This is a genomic window from Alteromonas sp. MMG017, assembly GCF_018100795.1.
Classification (GTDB): Bacteria; Pseudomonadota; Gammaproteobacteria; order Enterobacterales; family Alteromonadaceae; genus Alteromonas.
Genome location: NZ_JAGJDY010000001.1, coordinates 163184 through 182984 on the forward strand (window position 1 = coordinate 163184; position 19801 = coordinate 182984).

The window sequence follows — 19801 nt, forward strand, 5'->3', positions numbered from 1 at the left end:
AGAATTAACTTGCCCCGTTAACCCATCGCCTTCTTTGTTCTGGCGGTGGGTGTAGCTGTGGCCGGTTCATCTGGCCAAAAGTGCTTGGGATAACGCCCTTTCATTTCTTTTTGAATTGCTAAATAACTTCCCGTCCAAAACCCTGCTAAATCTTTAGTGGTTTGAAGCGGGCGCCCTGCTGGCGACAATAACTCATACACTATATTGGTTTTGCCACCGGCTACCGTAAGCGAAGCAGTTTGGCTATACATCTCTTGCATTCTAACTGCCAACACCACATCACCATTCTCACGATACTCAAGTGCGGCATCTCGTCCTGTGGGTATAGCAATATGGGTTGGTAATAGTGAAGCTAGGGCATCTTGTTGCGGCCAGCTTAGTGCATTATTCAGCGTGTTTTTCCATGGCAATTTTTGTAGTTTCGTCAACGACTCACATCGGCTTAGAGGCTCAATTAATGCCTCTTTTGCGCTGTGCATTAATGCCGGCAAAGACTGTGGCCAAGGGTCTGACTTATCGAACGCCTGCGGCTGAGGTAAATTTAACGAGGCTGCCAGTTTGAGTCTATTCCACCATTGCCAGTCACCATCAGTTAGTGGCCACTCACTTACTGGGATGTTCTCTAAATACTCAAACCAAGCATGAGCAGTCTGTTTTTTCCAAAAGCTATTATCTTGTTGCTTCTCTTGCCCTGACACAGGTTCACTGGCTAAGTCGATGGCGTGAAAACCGGTAATAACTCGTGCTTCCATGGCCTTTTTCGTTATATTGAAACGTACTTGTTTTTTATGAGTAAACTCATCTAGGAACACAGCGCGAAGCAGCGCTTCATCAATAGGCTGGGCTAACCTGAATTTCACCGTGTTTCCGGTTTGCTGACCATGTAAAACTGCCAACCACTGAGGGGGAGAATGCTGCTCTAACTCACCGCCCTTGCCACTGGCGAGCTTATATCCGCTTTGTTGAAATTCACCTTGTGTAGTCTTTTGTCTAGCCCCTTGTCCTTTTTGTTTTCCATTTACCCCTCCGTTCGCCTTGTCAGAACCTAGACCGCGATAAAACGCCACCCGCTGAGGAAAGGCAATAGCAATACAAAGCGCCAATGCGTCTTCATCTATTCCGTTAATGTCCAAATCGTTCTGATTAACACCAACATATTTAGCATATTTAGATGCTTGCTGATGAAGCTGCTTGCGCGTTTGACCATCAAGATTCAACAGCGCATCAATAACATAAGTTTGTGTAAACTGCCCACCTAGGTTTTCGGCCAATGCCACCACGATGGGCGCAGCACATTTAAGTTTCCTTTGCATTGCTGACCCTACCCCTTGCACACCTTGCTCGCAGCGTACTAATAAATTCGCCAAATTCGGATGACAGGGTATGTTAGACAATGTTCTGCCATAAGGGGTTATTATTTGGCTGTCATCATGGGCTTTAAGGGCATCAATGGCGGTTAAATTATAACGAGCCACCTTTAACTGCGCAGTGCTTGGCTGAGTTAACATTGCCAACGATGAAGGTGTAGCGCCCCATTGCAAGGCATCGAGCAATAAGGACGACACATCTTCTCGTAATACCTGCGGGGCGTTATGTTGCGCCATACGTTCAAAACTGCTTTGGCTACATAGCCGGTAGCAATCACCTTCGCTAACTCGCCCTGCTCGCCCCGCCCGTTGAATAGCCGAGGCACGGGATATACGTTGCTGCACTAACTGAGTAAAGCCACTGGAAGGATTATATTGCGCTTGGTTCTCCCACATGCTGTCTACCACCACCTTAACCCCTTCTATGGTTAAACTAGTTTCGGCAATATTGGTGGCAAGAATAATCTTACGTCGCCCTTGAGGGTCGGGATTAATCGCAGCTTGCTGGGCGTCTTTGCCCATCGCGCCAAAGAGTGAGTGCAATGCCACGTCATATTTATCTACCAACGTAGAGAGTCGTTGTGCCACGCCTCGAATGGCCCCGCTTCCTGGCAAGAAAACCAATACATCACCTTGATGCTGAGAAAACGCTCGGGTCGTCATTTCAGCGGTAGCGCTAACCACTTCATGGGCAAGCACATCTTTGCTGTAATGCATATTAACGGGGAAAGTTCGCCCTTCAGCATTGAGGTTAATTGCAGGCACAGCCCCGTGATTATCCATTAATGCAGTCAGCGGCTCTACATCAAGGGTGGCAGACATTACCACTAGGCGGAGATCTTCCCGCAAGCCCCCTTGCACATCGAGTGCTAAGGCTAAACCGAAGTCGCTATGAATGCTGCGCTCATGAAATTCATCAAATACAATGGCCGATACCCCAGTCAGTTCAGGGTCTGACTGAATCATTCTGGCGAGTATACCTTCGGTAATAAGTTCGAGGCGGGTGTTCTTTCCTACTTTGCTTTCACCTTTAATTCGATAACCCACTGTGTCGCCCACGTTTTCATTGAGTATACCTGCCAGGTAATTCGCCAAATTCCTTACGACTACGCGGCGAGGCTGCATCAACAACACTTTGCCCTGTGGTATCGCGCTTAATAGAGAAAGTGGGAGTACCGTCGACTTACCTGCCCCCGGAGGTGCACCTATGATAAGGTTGTTTTCGCCAATCGCCGTGTTAACGGGCTCAATAAGCTGGGCGGCGGGTAAATGTAATAACGGCTGTAACATAAAGGTTTGCAATACCTAGATAAACTTCTCACACTATTGTACTTGAATTTACCTGTAGCAGAAGTTCTGCATGACGTTAATGCAAGCACTGCTAGTATAAGCACAGCGAAATAGAGACACCTGACGATATGTCCATTGGGGTTGAAATCATTTTCTATTAACTAGGGCGTGTTGAGCTAATTACACGTAGATAGAGGAGTGGGTATGCGTTGTTTCATTGGTTTAGATTTACATTCAACAGAAAAGTTAGCCCTTGATAGTTGGCGGCAACAAGCCCTCCCAGAGGTGACAGCCCGCAACATGTTCACTCTTTCTGAGAGCCGAGCCCAAAACGAAGGTAGGAGGTTCGAAGGTAGAGGGAAAAAAGATAAAGGTAAAAGGCGTGACTCAGGTGCATCCCAACCTTATGCGGTAAACGCAGCCAATTACCATATGACCTTAAGTTTTCTTGGCCATATTACTCACCGTCAGCATGAGGCGTTAGTCGCTGAACTCGATACGCTAGTACATTCACCATTTTCCCTAACGTTAGACACTACCGGTATTTGGAATGGCCCAAAGATTCTCTTTGCCGCACCAGAGTCACCACCAGCAGAGCTTATGGCGTTGGCTAAATCGACTCGTAAAGCCGCCAGAGCGGCAGCGATAGAAGTGGATGGCAAAGGATTTTCGCCCCATGTCACTGTCATTCGAAAAGCCACAGCTGCGCTACCTGTGCCTTTGTATACACCTCATGTAGAAATGCACGCCTCGGCGTTTCACTTGTTTGAATCAGTCTCAACACCGCAAGGGGTTACGTACCCAATTAGGCAAAGTTGGAATTTAAGGCACAATATGTCGGTGCGTGAAAAGCTACGCCGAGGAATTAATGATGAGTAGTTCGGCAACCATCATTCATCGGGTGATATTATTTATAGCAAAATAGCCTATTTCAGTTAGGCTTTTTCACCCTAAAAGCCTTTACTTCACTGGCGTAGCTGGGTAAAAAGGGGGTCTTATTTAGTGAGACCTCAATTCCATGCAACAAACGTTTCGATTAGTAATAGATTGCCCTGACCAAATTGGCTTAGTTGCCAGTGTTTCTCAGTTTTTAGCTAGCCATGGTGCCACCATTGTTGAAGCTAACCATCACACCGATTTACAAACCGGTAGATTCTTTATGCGCCACGAAATTGGTGCCGATTCTATTGGGTTAGATTACGACAGCTTTTTAGCAGAATTTGCGCCTTTGGCTAACGAATTCCAAATGAATTGGAAGCTCTCTGATTCAGGCAAGAAGCAGCGCGTTGCCTTGCTAGGCAGTGTGGAATCTCACTGTATGGTTGATTTACTGCATCGCTGGCACACCGGTGAGCTTGATTGCGATATTCCGTGCATTATTGGTAACCACCCGCAAATGAAGCAATTTGCTGATTGGTACAAAGTACCGTTTCACTGGGTAGACTTTAAAGCGTTAGGCAAAGAAGCGGCGTTTGCGCAAATCTCAACCCTGTTGGAAGAGTATAAAATCGACCTGACGGTACTTGCCCGTTTTATGCAAATTTTGCCCGATACGTTATGCCAACAGCTTCAAGGTAAAGCAATTAACATTCACCATAGCTTTTTACCGAGCTTTGCAGGGGCTAAGCCTTACCAACAGGCTTACGATCGCGGCGTTAAGTTAATTGGGGCAACCTGCCATTACGTCACAAAAGACCTAGACGAAGGCCCTATTATAGAGCAAAGCGTAAAGCGTATTAGTCACAGCGACAGCGCGGTTGATATGGTAAGAAAAGGCAAAGACTGTGAAGTAACCGCTCTTGCCCATGGTGTACGTTATCATTTGGAAGACCGCGTAATTATCCATCGCAATAAAACCGTGGTATTTGCGTAAGACACCGTTTTATAAATACGGCAATAAGATAAACAAAAAAGCCAGACGAGAGTGCAGTGTGTGAAGTGACTCGTCTGGCTTTTTTTAATTCTGCGCTTTAACGCGGCGCAGCCCTTTGATGTGAGGCAACCCCTTATTGTAATGCTATCGCCGGGCACTTATTATAATTCTGGTCTGCCGCCTATCTAACGTTATACCGATAGCGCGGCAATTTGCCTGCGTAACTTAACGTAATACCACGCATTTGAAATAGCGAACAAGGCTTCGGTTATGGCCAGCCCCCAGGTTTGGGTAGCCACACCGTAAACCGTAAAGTTTATCGAGCCAATTATCATACAAATGCGCAACCCTGCTTCTTTGCAATGTAACTCGCCAAAGCGATACACCATAAACGTCAGTACTGGCATAAGTTCTAGCAAACCCGTCTTACCCGTAAGGGTATTGATACTTGCCACAAGCACCGTCATTAAAGCCAAAATAATGTAGGTGGCATAGGCAGGTAATAGCTTTTGAGTGACTACTCGATAGGTGGTACTCATCCCCGCCACCATAATCACTACTACCCCGCCCCAAGCTTGTTCAAAAGCAAGCAGGCTGGCTAGCGCCACACACAATCCTAAATTCAATAATAAAAGTTTGCGCTCTGTGTTGGACCAAAACGATCCAATAGCAAACAATACCGGAATTGCATGAAGCAACAATTCGAACACGCCAATACTCCTTACACGATGACAAGTTAGTGATAAGTGGGAATTTCAATGGCGCGAAGTGTATTGATTAAGGCAAAATTTTCAATTGGTTTTATTCTCTTTTCGATGAGTGTCATATAGGCGCTATTACTCGCATTCTCGTTGGTCTAGCGGCTTAATACGTTAAGAGACATTTAAGTTAGTTTTGCTATGACATAGTATGGGTAGGGAATGAACGTAAAGTAGATAAAGCGAGAGTCTATCCTACCCTATAGTGGTGAAAACAAGCTTGCTTTACAGAGCGATAAGAAAAGATTAAAAAGAAAACATAACCATAATAAGACAGGAAAAAATAATGGGAAAATTTAAAACTTCACTTACCGCCATGGCGGTAGTGGTTGCACTTAGTGCTTGTTCTGAGCAAAAAGCCCCTCAGACAACTTCAGTAGACACTACTGAAGCAGCCGCAACAGAAACTCAGCAGTTCGACAATGTGCTACTGCAAGAATTTAAAGGCCCGTACGGCGGCGTTCCCGCTTTCGATAAAATGAAACTGGAAGACCTAAAGCCGGCCCTTGAAAAAGCCATGGAACTCAATCTTAAAGAGATTGATGAAATTGCGAATAACCCTGAGCCTCCTACGTTTGAAAACGTTATTGTGGAGATGGAACGTTCAGGTAGCGAGCTTAGCCGCGTATTTCGTTACTACGGCATTTGGAGTGCGAATAAATCAAGCCCTGAATTTCGTGCTATCCAAGTAGAAATGTCACCCAAGTTGTCAGCATTTTCTACCAAAATAACCCAGAACGAAAAGTTGTTTGAACGTGTTAAAGCGGTATATGAGTCTGAAGAATTATCGACGCTTACCGAAGAAGAGCAGCGTATTGCCTGGATGACCTACAACGAATTCGCACGCAATGGCGCCACCTTAGACAGCGAAGCGAAAAAGCGCTATGCCGCAATCAACGAAGAGTTAGCTACCCTTTATACGTCGTTCTCAAATAACGTACTGGCGGATGAAGAAAATTACGTAACGTATATTACTGAAGACCAACTAGATGGCTTGCCTGAGTCTTTCGTAAAAGGCGCTAAATCTGCAGCAGAAAGTCGTGGTGAGTCGGGTAAATACGCAATTACCAATACCCGTTCTTCAATGGATCCTTTCCTAACGTACTCTACGAACCGTGAGCTACGTGAAAAAGTATGGAACACCTACTACAGTCGTGGCGACAACGCAGATGAGTTTGATAACAACGAAACCATTAAACGCATCCTCACATTGCGTGATGAGCGCGTAGAATTACTTGGGTATGAAAACTATGCCCAGTGGCGTTTAGAAGATCGCATGGCGAAGTCACCTGAAAACGCGATGGATCTTATGATGAAGGTTTGGCCTGCTGCCATTGCACGTGTTGAACAAGAAGTGGCCGATATGCAAGCCATAGCTGATGCTGAAGGTGCTGATATCACAATTGCACCTTGGGACTATCGCTTTTATGCAGAAAAAGTTCGCCAAGCAAAGTACGACCTAGACTCGAACGAAGTGAAGCAATACTTGCAGTTAGATAAGCTTCGCGATGCTATGTTCTATGTGGCTGGTCGTTTGTTTAACTTTAACTTTACGCCTGTAGAAGAAGGCAAAGTACCGGTATTCCACGAAGACGTTAAAGTATGGGAAGTGACCGACAAAGATTCCGGTGAACACATTGGTTTGTGGTACTTAGATCCATTCTCTCGTAAAGGGAAGCGTTCTGGGGCATGGGCAACAACCTATCGTTCATCAACAACCTTCGACGGCAAAAAGACCGTGTTGTCTTCTAACAACTCTAACTTCGTAAAAGGGGCTGAAGGCGAACCTACACTTATTTCATTTGATGATGCAGAAACCTATTTCCACGAATTTGGACATGCACTGCATTTCTTATCTGCTGACGTGAAATACCCTTCTTCGCACTCGGGCGTACGTGATTACACTGAGTTCCAGTCGCAACTATTAGAGCGTTGGTTAACCACTGACGAAGTCATTAATCAGTTCTTAGTACATTATGAAACCGGTGAGCCTATCCCTGCTGAGCTGGTTGCTAAGATTAAGAAGGCATCAACCTTTAATGAAGGTTTCAAAACCACTGAGTATATGGCCTCTGCCATTATGGATTTGAAATACCATACGACTGATCCAGCTAACATTGAGCCAGATACCTTTGAACGTGAAGAGCTTACAAAGCTAGGCATGCCAGAAGAGATTGTTATGCGTCACCGCACACCTCACTTTGGTCACGTATTCTCGGGTGAAGGTTATGCCGCAGCCTATTACGGCTATATGTGGGCAGAAGTACTTACCGCTGATGCATCAGAAGCCTTTATGGAAGCACCGGGTGGATTTTACGACAAAGAAGTGGGCGATCGCTTAGTGAAGTATCTCTTTTCAGTTCGTAATGCGATGGATCCAGCAGAAGCCTATCGCAAATTCCGCGGCCGTGATGCCAAAGTTGACGCGTTAATGCGTGACCGAGGTTTCCCTATCCCTGAAGATAAAAGCGAAGATTAATCGCTAAACCTCTCTAAATAAGCCGCGATATTGAGAATATTCGTCTCATTTCGCGGCTTTTTCTTGACCTTTCGGTCAATTTAACCTCAAAATCATCTTATCGGCTTTTATACGTCGAAAGTATAATAATTCGCGATTGTCAGCCGATATAAACACAATAATAAAAAAAACTAGTGCGCACTACCTCTCCTCGTGTTTCATGAAGTGATTAATAACCTGCAACTAAGCAGCAACGTAGACGCTAACAGTAATAACCCAACGCCCAAGACGTGACTGTGCCTGCAGTGCAGCGTCGTTATTTCAGCAGTCAAAATATGGTCGGAAGTTATGACTTTGAGTATTAAACAAAAACTGATTATTTCACTAATGGTGGCCGTTTTGGCAGCCTCTATCTTGGTAGGCTCGATTAGCCAATGGATAGCCCGAGACTTAGTAAAAGAAAACATGGAGCAGCTTCAACTTCCTTCACTGTTGAAGCAAATAGGTAATCAGGTAGACAGAGAAGCCAGTGTGATGCTTTCTGTTGCCCATGGCATTGCATCCAACCCTGACATTTTAGCTTGGTCGGCAGCAGGCGCTGATAGTTCAGGTGAAAGGCGACTTATCGCTTATCTGAACGATATCGTGAATTTCAACGACTTAACCGTTGCCTCTTTCGTCGATAGAAAAACCACCAAGTATTGGAACCAAGACGGTTTTTTACGGGTGCTGAAAAACGATGAATTCGACGGCTGGTTTTTCGCTTACCGTGATAGTGGTACGCCAATTTCACTTAGCTTGTACAACGAACCTGGACAAGGTTATAGATTGTTCGCAAACTTCCAACAAACTGCAGGCCGAGGCATGTCAGGGGTAGCTAAGTCAGTGGACGAGCTACTAGACATAATAAACGCGGTAAAAATTGCCCAAACCGGTTTCGTGTATTTGGTTGATGGCGAAGGCACTATTATTGCCCACCCTGATACTAGTCTATTGGGAAAATCCAAACTGAGCGCGATTAGTGGCACAGATGCGTCACGGTCGTTACTGCAACAGCGTGACTTTGCGATGGCAACCAGTGAAGTAAATGCAAATGACGTTCTTTTTGCTAGCACGTATGTAGAAAAATCCGGTTGGTACGTGGTTGCCCAAGTACCAGAACAAGAGCTTTATGCCTCGTTAAATGCCGGCAGTCGACAAATCATTTTATGGTCTATTGCCATTGCGGGCTTGTTTGCCCTGCTTGGTATTTGGTTGGCATCGTCTCTTACAAAACCTATCGAATCACTGGCTGATATTTTCCAGCAACTTGGAAAAGGGCAAGGCGATTTACGTTCAAGAATTGACGTACCAGAACAAAAAGAAACCGCTCGACTGGTTGAAGGCTTCAATAGTTTTATTGATCACCTTCACAGCACGATTGTATCGGTAGCTAAAACTAGCCAAGCTCTTAAAGCGTCGGCTAAAGAAGTGGCTAGCCAATCGCAGCAAAATGAACGCTCTACGCGTAGTCAGCGTGACCAAACCATTCAGGCAGCAACAGCATTAACTGAAATGGGCAGTACGGTAACCGAGGTCGCACAGTCTGCTACTTATGCGGCGCAAAATGCGAATCGTGCCACTGAAAGCTCGCAAGAAGGCCGACTGTTTACCCAAAAAGCAGTGCATGCAATATCAAACCTTTCTACCCAAGTAGAAAGTGTATCTGAGGTTATCCAATCCCTTGATGAACACACCGCAGCTATTGGCGGCATACTAGATACTATCCGCAGCATTTCAGAACAAACTAACTTGCTTGCGCTGAATGCAGCTATAGAAGCGGCTCGGGCGGGCGATCATGGCAGAGGCTTCTCAGTTGTAGCCGATGAAGTTCGTACCCTTGCTCAGCGTGCAGCTGTCGCCACTGATGAAATTCAAATCAAGATTGATAAGTTCCAACTAGACTCCAAAACGGCAGTTTCTCAAATGCAAGACAGCAAAGCCCAAACCAAAGAAGTGGTTGGCGCTACCGATGATATCGATAAGCTGTTGCAGAAAATTGCCGAGGAAATTGTGCTGATTAACGATGTGAATACCCAAGTGGCCACCGCCACAGAACAACAAGCTACCGTCGTTGAAGATATTAGCCGGAGTATTAATGAGATAAGTTCATCGAGTGATGAAACTCTTAATGCTACACATGTGTTGGTAGGGGTTAGCGAGAAGCTCGACGAATTAGCCAACGAACTGGCTCAAGAAGTGAGTCAGTTTAAATTATAAAACGATAAATGCTATTAGCGTTAAAATGCGATGGCGTATTGGAGTTTTACCTGGTTGTCGTGGGCTTCGTTCCACGGCAACTGGATTGTTGCGCTGTCCGACTTCCATGACTCTCTAGAAGCCGCAACCGTCAGTGTGTGCCGTGCTTCCATTAACGGAACCTCAAAATACACACTCGCTGTAGTACTGGTAGGGAGTTGAATCACTTCGGCAACGGGAATAGAAATTTCATGTTCTGGACGAATTTTGTGGCTTAACCCAACCCGGTAACTTCCTTTATCCCACCAACTCACTACCTCAAATTCATGGCTTTTAACCCGCTGAGCGAGTACCCCATAATCGAGTAAGCCTTTGTTGTAGTGCACAATGGCTTCCAAATTGAAGCTTTTAGTGAATTGCTGATTGACCACTAACTGATATTGCTTCTGCTTACAGCCTTTAAATCTAATTTTGTTTTTAGATAATGCGATGGAAAAAGTATCATCCAAACTTACATATTCACTCAACCACTGTTCAGCATCTTCTATCGCTGAAGCAGATGCAGACATCGATACCCATGCACTTTGAAGCGCTGTAAGCATCACTATAAGCTGAGAGAATCTACGCATTAAACCGGTTACCTAATATGCAAAAGCAGAGTAGAACCTTATATAATCACGAAGTGTAAAGCGTGGGAATTAGCCATTATGCTAACCCCCTTTAAGTGATTAAAATATAGACGAATTTATTTTTGAATAATTTTAACTTCGGTAAGCGATGCCTTGCGATGCCCAGCAGCTTCTTCTGAAAACCAGTAATTGCCATTGTCATCTACACAGACACCTTCTACCTGTTTATAAGCAGGTAACGGCCAAATATTAATAGGAACAAACTGACTATCAACCTGTGCAATAAAAGTATCAAAGTTACCAAAAGGGTCTGATTTATAACCCACAATCACGTAAAGGTTTCGAGCAGCATCGTAATCGGCTCCAGTAATAACGCCTGGTAAACCTTCGATTTGCGCAAATGCGGTTAATGTTTGTGGTTGGGTAGACTCGTTAACTTCATACACCTTGGCCACGCCAGTGCGCCAGCTTTTCGAAAATAAAATTAGCTTTTTGTTGGCATACACCATGGCCTCAGAATCAAAATCGTGGGCATAAGGCATATTGCTACTTGGCTCGTTACCTTCGTAGGTTACTGTCATCGTCACAATATCGTTAAGGTCGTTTTTATGAACCTTATAAATAGTAAGACTCTCGCGACGGCCTTTATTATTGCCAACATCTGCCACGTACCAATGGGTTGAACTTGCCGTAACCGCTTCCCAGTCGATGTTGTCTAACGCCAGTCTATCGGTTTTGACCATCTTTCCTTCATAAGATAAGTGAAACAATTCCGGCTTGTTGCCAGAGTCGTTCAAACTCACAAGTGTTGATGCATTACAAAACAGACCCGACGTTTCTTCCAACACATCAGGAAGTACCGTTAACTCACCCACTGATATTTTCGTTTGGGCTTCAGGGTATGAAGCAGCACAACCAGTAAGTAACGAGAGCGAAAAAAACGTAGCAACTGCTACAGGTAAAAATGAGTGATTAAGCAACGTTATTGTCCGTTGATAAGGCGCTCTTTGGCGCGTAATAAATGAAGTCTTAAAATACTACGCTTCCCCTTCCACGACAACGTTGAATATAAGCGAATTGATCCCTCATGGGCTAAACTCTGTTTTAATCATATTGCGCTTATACGAAAGTCTCTGTCGGCATGTAGATAAGTTGCTATATGATGGAACCGCATAACAATATAAGTATGGCTACATACTTAGCATTATAAAATAAGGGAACACGCATTGTCAGATCCACTCATGTCTTTGGTTGCCGTTGGCTTATTGTCGATTAGCTGCCAATATCTCGCGTACAAGGTTCGTTTACCTGCCATCTTACCGCTTTTGATTGTAGGTATTGTGGTTGGCCCTGTATTTGGTGTACTTAATGCAGACGCGCTGTTTGGCGACCTTTTATTTCCTGTTGTATCGCTTTCCGTTGCTATTATTCTGTTCGAAGGATCCCTTACCCTTAAGTTTGGCGATATTGCGGGCCATGGCAATATGGTACGTAATCTATGTAGTGTGGGTGTACTAGTCACCTGGGTCATTGCCGCAGTGGCGGCCCATTACAGCCTAGACTTGTCATGGCAACTCTCCTTCTTATTCGGCGCTATCGTGACGGTGACAGGCCCAACCGTGATTGTGCCCATGCTGCGTACTGTACGACCTAAATCTAACTTAGCCAGTATCTTACGGTGGGAAGGGATTGTTATCGACCCCATCGGCGCCCTGCTGGCCGTATTGGTATTTGAGTTTATTGTTGCTTCTCAAGGCAATGCGATTTCCCACACCTTTATCACCTTTGGCAAAACCATTGGCATTGGTTTCCTACTTGGGTTTAGTTCGGGTTACCTGCTAGGACTTTCTATTCGCAAAGATTGGATCCCACATTATTTATTAAACACCGCGGTGTTAACGATTATTCTAGGTGTGTTTGCAGCATCAAATTATGTTGCACATGAATCTGGACTATTGGCCGTTACCATCACAGGCATGGTGCTAGCCAACATGAAGAACGTGGAAGTAGAAGACATTCTAGAGTTCAAAGAAACCTTGAGTGTACTGCTTATCTCAGGCTTGTTCATATTACTTGCAACCCGTCTTAGCCTTCAATCTGTTGCGGATGTGGGCTGGGGAGCGCTTATTGTACTTGGCGCAATCATGTTTATTGCACGCCCATTATCGGTAGCAGCGTCTTCTATTGGCACAGGCCTTAAACTTAATGAGCTGGCCCTACTGAGCTGGATTGCTCCCCGCGGAATTGTGGCCGCAGCCGTATCTGCATTGTTTTCTTTAAAGCTTGAAGAAATTGGCTACGAAGGTGCTGGCATTATCGTGCCTATGGTCTTTCTTGTGATTATCGCGACCGTAGTAGTACAAAGCCTGACTTCTCGAAGTGTCGCGCAATTGCTGAAAGTAAGAGCCCCCGCCCCTACCGCTTACCTTATGTTCGGTGGCAGTAAATTTAACCGAATGCTCGCTGATGAGATGATTAAGCAAGAGCTAAACGTTACCGTTGCAGATACCAACTGGGATGCCATTCGTGAAGCTAGAATGATGGATATTCCTGTGTATTTTGGTAACCCTATGTCAGATCACGCAGCGCGCCATCTTGATATTGCCAGCTTTGGTACGGTGCTAATTATGTCACCTTACAAACAACTTAATCCCCCCATCGCGTATCACTTTGAAAATACTATGGGTAAAGACAAAGTGTGGGCACTGACAAGTAACGAACAGTCCACCCGTCCAAGTCACCAAGTAAGCGAACAATACGCTAAACGTCTTACCTTATTTGATGAAGGTGTGACTTATGGCTATTTAGCGTCTGCGATTGCCCGAGATGCTAGCGTGAAAACCACACGACTGTCTGATGAATTCACGTTCGCGCAATACAATGAAAAGTATGGTGATAGAGCTACACCATTAATAGCCATAGATGTTGAAGGAAAAAGCTTCACGTTTGTGAATGGAAACAGCATTCACCCTAAAGCTGGATGGCGAGTAATTAGTTTGATTTTACCTGAAGGTGAAGCAGTGTAAGAAGATGCTAGCGGGTTAAGATGGCACCCTGCCTAAGCAGGGTGCATCTCCCTGGAGAACGCGTAATTCAGTGCTTCTTCGTGAGAAGCATAATTGTTTATTTTTTACCGTAACTACGCTGTCGGCGTTATAAAAGCAAAGAGCAAACCACTTTGTATTTTACCTGTATTTTCAATACGTTATATATTTAATGGTAAATTAAAGGGCTGCCATAGGAGTGCAAAGAAAAACCTTGGTGCAATGCATGCCCAATTTTGGTGAGCTAAAATTAACCAATTGATATTTATAGGTAAGGCTAACCTACATTATGTTTTACAACCGCTAACGTTTTATCCAATGCACCACTGTTTTCCTCTAAAACTTTACGGCCGGCTTTTCCAGCTTCTTCTCGTTTCATCGGGTCGTTAATCCAAGTCTCACATTGCTGAGCAATTTCCTGTGCATTCTCTATTTTGGTAAGCGCACCACGTTCTGCCAAATACTCACAAATGACTGGGTTGTTATAGGTATGTGGCCCCATCATTATGGGAATTGAAAAAGCGGCTGGCTCTAACGCATTATGGCCACCTCGATTTGCAATCGAGCCACCTACAAACGCAAAACTAGCAACGCTATAAGCACTATTCAATTTGCCCATTTCATCAAGCAAGATAACTTTTGTTTCTGGGGATATAGCATCAATGTTACTTGTACGAACGTATTCAAGTTCGTTTTGCTCTAGAAGCTTAGCGACTGTGTCAAACCGTTCTGGATGACGAGGCACTAACAGTAGGCGAAGATTCACCGCCCTTGATGAGCCAAGTATCTTCATGGCATCAATCATGGCTTGCTCTTCAAGATCGTGGGTACTGCCAGCAACTAATATTGGGCCATCTGTTAGTGAAAGGCCCATAAACCCTACACTTCTATCCGTTGTGGCAGCAGCTTGGTCAAACTTAATATTATTGGTTTGGGTCATACGTGTTTCAGGCATACCTAGCGCAAGGTAATTATTGTAATCACGCTGGCCTTGAGTACATATATGAGAAAGTTTGTTTAGCATAGGGCTAAATAGCTTACTTATCTTCATGTAGCGCTTAGCCGATCTATCCGTCATACGCGCATTAATCACCATTATCGGTATGTGACGCTTCCAGCAAGCATGTATAAAGTTAGGCCATAACTCGACTTCGGTAATAAGCACAGCTTTAGGTTTAATGCGCTTTATCATTGCAGCCATGGCCGTATGCAGGTCATAGGGCAAGTAAAAGTGGTGCACAGAGTTACCAAAAATATCACGCACTCTTGCCGACCCAGTGGGCGTAGTGGTGGTCACCGTAATTTGGGTATCTGGTTCAGCCTGAATAATGCGCTTTATTAAGCAAGATGCCGCCACCACTTCACCAACTGAAACGCAGTGAAACAGGTAACCACCCGTTTTATGAGGTCTCGCAACAAAACCGAATCGCTCAAACCGGCGTTGGTTATATTCTTTATTTCTCGTCGCACCACGGCGCATTAGTTGGATAAATGCGAAAGGGATAATGCAAAATAATACACAGGAGTAAAGCCAGCGACAGACATCTTCTAGTAATGTAGGTCTGTATTCGGCTTCTTTACCGCCTCTTATCATTAGTAATTCCTATTGTTATTATTTGGTAGCCTGACTGGCTCACGACACAATAAATGAAATGCGTAGCGCTATGCTAGGTCGTCATCAAACTGACGTTATTATGTGTTTTACTCACCCATTATAACTCGTCTACATGTAAGTTTTATGTGCTCTACTGCAACCCAGCCGAACGTACTTTTAATCAGGCTTAGCGCTATTGGTGACATTGTAATGGCCTCAGGGCTTCCGTCCAGCATAAAAGCAGCCCTACCTAATGCCAGAATTACTTGGTTAGTCGAAAAACCGTATGCTGGGCTAATACAGCAGCACCCTTTTGTTGATGAGATTCTTGTATGGCCGAAAAGCGAATGGAAAGCGTTTGGTAAGAAGCGCGCCTATTGGTCTTTGTTCAAATCCGTTCTGGCATTTAGGCGACAACTCCGCGATAAAGGCTTTACCCACGCCGTTGATGCCCAAGGCTTACTTAAAAGTGCCTTTTTAGCCTATCTCAGTGGCGCGGCTCACCGTATTGGTTTTAACAGTAAAGAGCAAAGCCAACGCTTTTTGACCGATACAATAGATAAACCAATATCAGAGGAAATCAGCAGCGAGTATCGATTTTTAGCAAAGCATATGGGCGCTGACGCTTATCAACTACATGTCGAGATGGGGGAAGCTGCCACACTACAATTGCGGCGCACACTAAATGCGTTGTCGGTGAATAGCAATTATATTGTACTAGCCCCCTTTACTACCCGACCGCAAAAGCACTGGCCAATTAATCACTGGAAGCAGCTTATCACCCTGATTCGTCAACACAGTGATATCTCTATTGTTATTCTAGGCGGCCCGTCAGATAGCTGTGATGCACAGTCACTAACCTTCAATGATGGTGATGTTTATTCATTAGCGGGGCATGTATCGTTAGCAGAATCAGCCGTGGCCGTGAAACAGTCTCAAGCCTTTATTGGCGTTGATACTGGCCTAACACACATGGCGGTCACTTTTCTTCGCCCTACAGTTGCTCTTTTTGGGTCTACCTGTCCGTATACATATACTGATAATACCAACACTCATGTATTATATAAAAACCTAGTCTGTGCGCCATGTAAGCGTAAACCAACGTGTAATGGTACATTTGACTGTATGGCATCCATTCGCCCAGAAGAAGTTTTTACCACTGTGAAGGAATACTTGTGAGCTTAAAGATTTTGCATATTGAATTGGGTCGAAACCTATATGGCGGCGCTAAACAAGTGGTCTACTTGTTAGATTCACTGAGCCATCAGTTTGATTACGAAAACCACTTAATATGCCCAGAAGACAGTAAAATTGCAGCGCTGACCCTTTCAGGCTGCCAAACGCATACTATTGCTTATCATGGTGAAACCGACTTATTTGCCGTAAAACGCATGGTGAATATTGCCCGTAAAATTAAAGCCGATGTCATCCATGTACATAGTCGCCGAGGGGCAGATGTATTCGGCGCCATGGTAGCTAAGATAACCGGCATTCCCGCTATATGCACCCGACGAGTAGATAATCCTGAGTCACTGTTTGCTACCTACAAATACAGCCAGTTTGCGGCTGTAGCGAGTATTTCTGAGGGCGTATTCAATGTGGTAAGCCATCACTGTGAAGCGGTAAAACACCAACCAGTTATTCACTCATCTGTAGACTTTAAAGAGTTTTCTAAGCCAGCAGACAAAGCGTGGCTAAGTGAAACCTTTTCCATCCCGTCAGATCATACAGTTATTGCCAATTTTGCTCAGCTTATATCTCGTAAAGGCCAAGCCGATATTATTTTGGCCATGGAAAAAGTGGTTCAAAATAATCCTAAAGTAAGCTGCTTACTCTTTGGCAAAGGGAATCTTAAAGAAAGCTATCAAGCGCTTATCGAACGACATTTGCTTACCGAACACGTGCATCTGTGCGGCTTTACCGATGAGGTCAGCAAGATTTTGCCCAGTGTTGATATTGTGGTTCACCCCGCTTATGCAGAGGGCTTGGGCGTTATTCTTCTTCAAGCGGGTGCCTGTAAGCGTGCAGTGGTATCAACACCGGTAGGCGGCATTCCAGAAATTATCGAGCATGATGAAACGGGATTAATGGTGACGCCAGGGAATATAGATGAAATAGCCGATGCGTTGATTAAGCTCGTAAATGATAAGCAAACCCGAGATACCTTAGGCAATCAGTTGTATCAACATGTAAAAGGGCATTTCAGTACCAAGGAAATGGCGGCTAGTTATAGCGAGTTGTATTTGACCGTCACACAGCCATCATAATTTTGTATCGTTGAATTTTAGGCAATAAAAAAGCCGCTCAAGAGCGGCTTTTTCAATTGTAAGAAAAGTTAGCGATTAAACGCCAGCTTTTTCTACAACGCTAACCAATGTCCAATTTTTGCTTTTAGACAATGGACGACATTCACTAATAGTGACTACGTCGCCTTGGTTACATACGTTTTCTTCATCGTGGGCGTGAAGTTTAGTAGAACGTTTGATGAACTTCCCGTAGATAGGGTGTTTTACAAAACGCTCAACAACAACAGTAATGGTTTTATCCATCTTGTTGCTAACCACACGACCTTGCACTGTACGAACTTTTTGTTCAGTCATTACGCATCAGCCTTTTGAGTCAGAATGGTTTTAACACGCGCGATGTTACGACGTACAGTTCTCAATTGATCAGTCTTTTCAAGTTGACCAGTTGAGTGCTGCATGCGCAAGTTGAACTGTTCGCGTAGCAGGTTAATCAACTCTGCGTTCAGCTCTTCTACGCTTTTTTCTTTCAGTTCAGTCGCTTTCATTACATCACCGTCCGAGTTACAAAGGTTGTCTTAAATGGCAGTTTAGCCGCTGCCAATTCAAACGCTTCGCGTGCTAGAGATTCAGGAACACCTTCCATCTCATAAAGAACACGTCCAGGTTGAATTTGGCATACCCAGTACTCAACGTTACCTTTACCTTTACCTTGACGCACTTCAAGAGGCTTCTCAGTAATTGGCTTATCAGGGAAAACTCGAATCCAAATTTTACCTTGACGTTTAACGTGACGAGTCATAGCACGACGCGCTGCTTCGATTTGGCGAGCGGTCATACGACCACGGCCAACTGCTTTCAGGCCATAAGTACCGAAGCTTACCTTGCTCCCCGCAATGGCAAGACCACGGTTACGACCTTTATGCATTTTACGAAATTTCGTACGCTTTGGTTGTAACATGATTTAGCCCTCACGCTTAGAGTTGCGGCCTTTCTTCTTAGGTTGAGCAGGCGGAGCTTGCTCTTGAGTTGTAGGCAAACCGCCCAGAACTTCACCTTTGAAGATCCATACCTTCACACCAATAATACCGTAGGTAGTTGCAGCTTCTGAAGTTGCGTAATCGATATCTGCACGGAATGTGTGCAGAGGTACGCGACCTTCACGGTACCATTCAGAACGAGCAATTTCTGCTCCGCCCAAACGGCCACTAACTTCAACTTTAATACCCTTAGCACCAAGACGCATTGCGTTTTGTACCGCGCGCTTCATAGCACGACGGAACATTACACGACGCTCTAGCTGGCTAGAGATACTATCGGCAACCAGTTGTCCGTCAAGCTCAGGCTTGCGAACTTCTGCAATGTTAATCTGAGCTGGCACACCGGCTAGCTTAGAAACATAGGCGCGAAGCTTCTCTACATCTTCACCTTTTTTACCGATTACTACGCCTGGACGAGCAGTGTGAATAGTCACACGGATGCTCTTAGCAGGACGCTCGATCACGATTTTAGAAAGTGAAGCGCTTTTAAGCTGTTTAGTCAGATACTTACGTACCTGATGATCGTTATACAGGTTATCCGCATAGTCACCAGTATTAGCGTACCAGGTAGAAGTCCATGGTTTACTGATACCCAGGCGTATACCTGTAGGATGTACCTTCTGTCCCATTATCTACTCCTAGTTATCCGCTACAACCACAGTGATGTGACTGCTACGCTTAAAGATACGATCTGCACGGCCTTTGGCACGTGGCTTGATACGTTTCATAGTTGGACCTTCGTCAACGAAAACTTTGGCAACGACTAATTCGTCGATGTCAGCGCCTTCATTGTGTTCTGCATTTGCAATCGCAGATTCCAAAACTTTTTTAACCAGCGCTGCGCTTTTCTTCGGGCTGTACGTAAGAAGCTCAAGCGCTTTCTCAACGTGCATACCGCGAATTTGATCCGCTACCAAGCGTGCTTTTTGAGCAGACGAGCGGGCAAAACGGTGTTTAGCTAATGCTTCCATTTATCCTACCCCTTATCGTTTGCTTTTCTTATCCGCGACATGGCCGCGGTAAGTACGCGTTGGCGCAAATTCGCCCAACTTGTGGCCGACCATTTCATCGCTGATGATGACTGGAACGTGCTGGCGACCGTTATGGACCGCAATGGTCAACCCAATCATATCTGGGATGATCATAGAACGACGAGACCAAGTCTTAATTGGTTTACGTTCGTTCTTTTCCACTGCAGCCTCTACCTTCTTCAGCAAGTGAAGGTCAATAAATGGACCCTTCTTGAGAGAACGTGGCATGGTGAATC

At 44.9% G+C, this 19801-nt stretch carries 18 protein-coding genes; 7 read left to right on the top strand and 11 right to left on the bottom strand.

Features of this window, described 5'->3' with window-relative positions:
• Positions 1-17: 17 nt before the first annotated feature.
• On the bottom strand, positions 18-2657 hold the full coding sequence (locus J8L84_RS00755; protein ID WP_211069022.1) for an ATP-dependent helicase C-terminal domain-containing protein: 2640 nt from the start codon (positions 2655-2657) through the stop codon (positions 18-20).
• Between the two features lie 204 nt (positions 2658-2861).
• Between J8L84_RS00755 and thpR the strand changes: the two genes are divergently transcribed.
• The gene (gene thpR / locus J8L84_RS00760; RefSeq protein ID WP_211069023.1) at positions 2862-3536 is read left to right on the top strand and encodes an RNA 2',3'-cyclic phosphodiesterase; all 675 of its coding nucleotides are present in this window, start codon (positions 2862-2864) and stop codon (positions 3534-3536) included.
• Positions 3537-3675: 139 nt separating this feature from the next.
• Positions 3676-4530: a formyltetrahydrofolate deformylase gene (gene purU / locus J8L84_RS00765; protein WP_126872973.1), complete on the top strand. Its 855-nt coding sequence runs from the start codon at positions 3676-3678 to the stop codon at positions 4528-4530.
• A gap of 191 nt (positions 4531-4721) precedes the next feature.
• Here purU and J8L84_RS00770 read toward each other — a convergent pair whose 3' ends face one another.
• Positions 4722-5240, bottom strand: a complete 519-nt coding sequence (locus J8L84_RS00770; protein WP_211069024.1) for a YgjV family protein — start codon at positions 5238-5240, stop codon at positions 4722-4724.
• Positions 5241-5574: 334 nt separating this feature from the next.
• On the opposite strand from J8L84_RS00770, the gene J8L84_RS00775 reads away from it, so the two are divergent.
• Together J8L84_RS00775 and J8L84_RS00780 are read left to right on the top strand one after the other, a co-directional pair.
• On the top strand, positions 5575-7767 hold the full coding sequence (locus J8L84_RS00775; RefSeq protein WP_211069025.1) for a M3 family metallopeptidase: 2193 nt from the start codon (positions 5575-5577) through the stop codon (positions 7765-7767).
• Positions 7768-8094: 327 nt separating this feature from the next.
• Positions 8095-10005 carry a methyl-accepting chemotaxis protein gene (locus J8L84_RS00780; RefSeq protein ID WP_211069026.1) on the top strand — a complete coding sequence of 637 codons (1911 nt, stop codon included), beginning with the start codon at positions 8095-8097 and terminating at the stop codon, positions 10003-10005.
• A 20-nt stretch (positions 10006-10025) separates the two neighbouring features.
• Here the strand turns inward: J8L84_RS00780 and J8L84_RS00785 are convergent, their stop codons facing one another.
• Positions 10026-10613: a hypothetical protein gene (locus J8L84_RS00785; protein ID WP_211069027.1), complete on the bottom strand. Its 588-nt coding sequence runs from the start codon at positions 10611-10613 to the stop codon at positions 10026-10028.
• Between the two features lie 116 nt (positions 10614-10729).
• On the bottom strand, positions 10730-11593 hold the full coding sequence (locus tag J8L84_RS00790; protein ID WP_211069028.1) for a hypothetical protein: 864 nt from the start codon (positions 11591-11593) through the stop codon (positions 10730-10732).
• A gap of 246 nt (positions 11594-11839) precedes the next feature.
• Here J8L84_RS00790 and J8L84_RS00795 point away from each other — a divergent pair, with 246 nt between their 5' ends.
• A complete protein-coding gene (locus J8L84_RS00795) occupies positions 11840-13639 on the top strand; it encodes a sodium:proton antiporter (protein ID WP_211069029.1) in 1800 nt (599 codons plus the stop codon).
• Between the two features lie 295 nt (positions 13640-13934).
• Here J8L84_RS00795 and J8L84_RS00800 read toward each other — a convergent pair whose 3' ends face one another.
• The gene (locus tag J8L84_RS00800; protein ID WP_211069030.1) at positions 13935-15251 is read right to left on the bottom strand and encodes a 3-deoxy-D-manno-octulosonic acid transferase; all 1317 of its coding nucleotides are present in this window, start codon (positions 15249-15251) and stop codon (positions 13935-13937) included.
• 144 nt (positions 15252-15395) lie between these two features.
• On the opposite strand from J8L84_RS00800, the gene J8L84_RS00805 reads away from it, so the two are divergent.
• Together J8L84_RS00805 and J8L84_RS00810 are read left to right on the top strand one after the other, a co-directional pair.
• Positions 15396-16430, top strand: a complete 1035-nt coding sequence (locus tag J8L84_RS00805) for a glycosyltransferase family 9 protein (protein ID WP_211069031.1) — start codon at positions 15396-15398, stop codon at positions 16428-16430.
• Positions 16427-17518, top strand: coding sequence for a glycosyltransferase (locus J8L84_RS00810; protein WP_211069032.1), 1092 nt, complete (start codon positions 16427-16429; stop codon positions 17516-17518). Before J8L84_RS00805 ends, J8L84_RS00810 begins: the two co-directional genes overlap by 4 nt.
• A gap of 75 nt (positions 17519-17593) precedes the next feature.
• Here the strand turns inward: J8L84_RS00810 and rpsQ are convergent, their stop codons facing one another.
• Genes rpsQ through rpsS form a run of 6 tightly spaced genes read right to left on the bottom strand, consistent with a single transcriptional unit; the run spans position 17594 to position 19793 of the window.
• Complete coding sequence (gene rpsQ, locus J8L84_RS00815; protein WP_013785726.1) at positions 17594-17851, bottom strand: 30S ribosomal protein S17; 258 nt, start codon at positions 17849-17851, stop codon at positions 17594-17596.
• A complete protein-coding gene (gene rpmC, locus J8L84_RS00820; RefSeq protein WP_013785727.1) occupies positions 17851-18042 on the bottom strand; it encodes a 50S ribosomal protein L29 in 192 nt (63 codons plus the stop codon). Before rpmC ends, rpsQ begins: the two co-directional genes overlap by 1 nt.
• Positions 18042-18455, bottom strand: a complete 414-nt coding sequence (rplP, locus tag J8L84_RS00825; protein WP_013785728.1) for a 50S ribosomal protein L16 — start codon at positions 18453-18455, stop codon at positions 18042-18044. Before rplP ends, rpmC begins: the two co-directional genes overlap by 1 nt.
• A gap of 3 nt (positions 18456-18458) precedes the next feature.
• Positions 18459-19163, bottom strand: a complete 705-nt coding sequence (gene rpsC, locus J8L84_RS00830) for a 30S ribosomal protein S3 (protein WP_013785729.1) — start codon at positions 19161-19163, stop codon at positions 18459-18461.
• Positions 19164-19172: 9 nt separating this feature from the next.
• Positions 19173-19505 carry a 50S ribosomal protein L22 gene (gene rplV, locus J8L84_RS00835; protein ID WP_013785730.1) on the bottom strand — a complete coding sequence of 111 codons (333 nt, stop codon included), beginning with the start codon at positions 19503-19505 and terminating at the stop codon, positions 19173-19175.
• Positions 19506-19517: 12 nt separating this feature from the next.
• Positions 19518-19793, bottom strand: a complete 276-nt coding sequence (rpsS, locus tag J8L84_RS00840) for a 30S ribosomal protein S19 (RefSeq protein WP_013785731.1) — start codon at positions 19791-19793, stop codon at positions 19518-19520.
• Positions 19794-19801 lie beyond the last annotated feature (8 nt).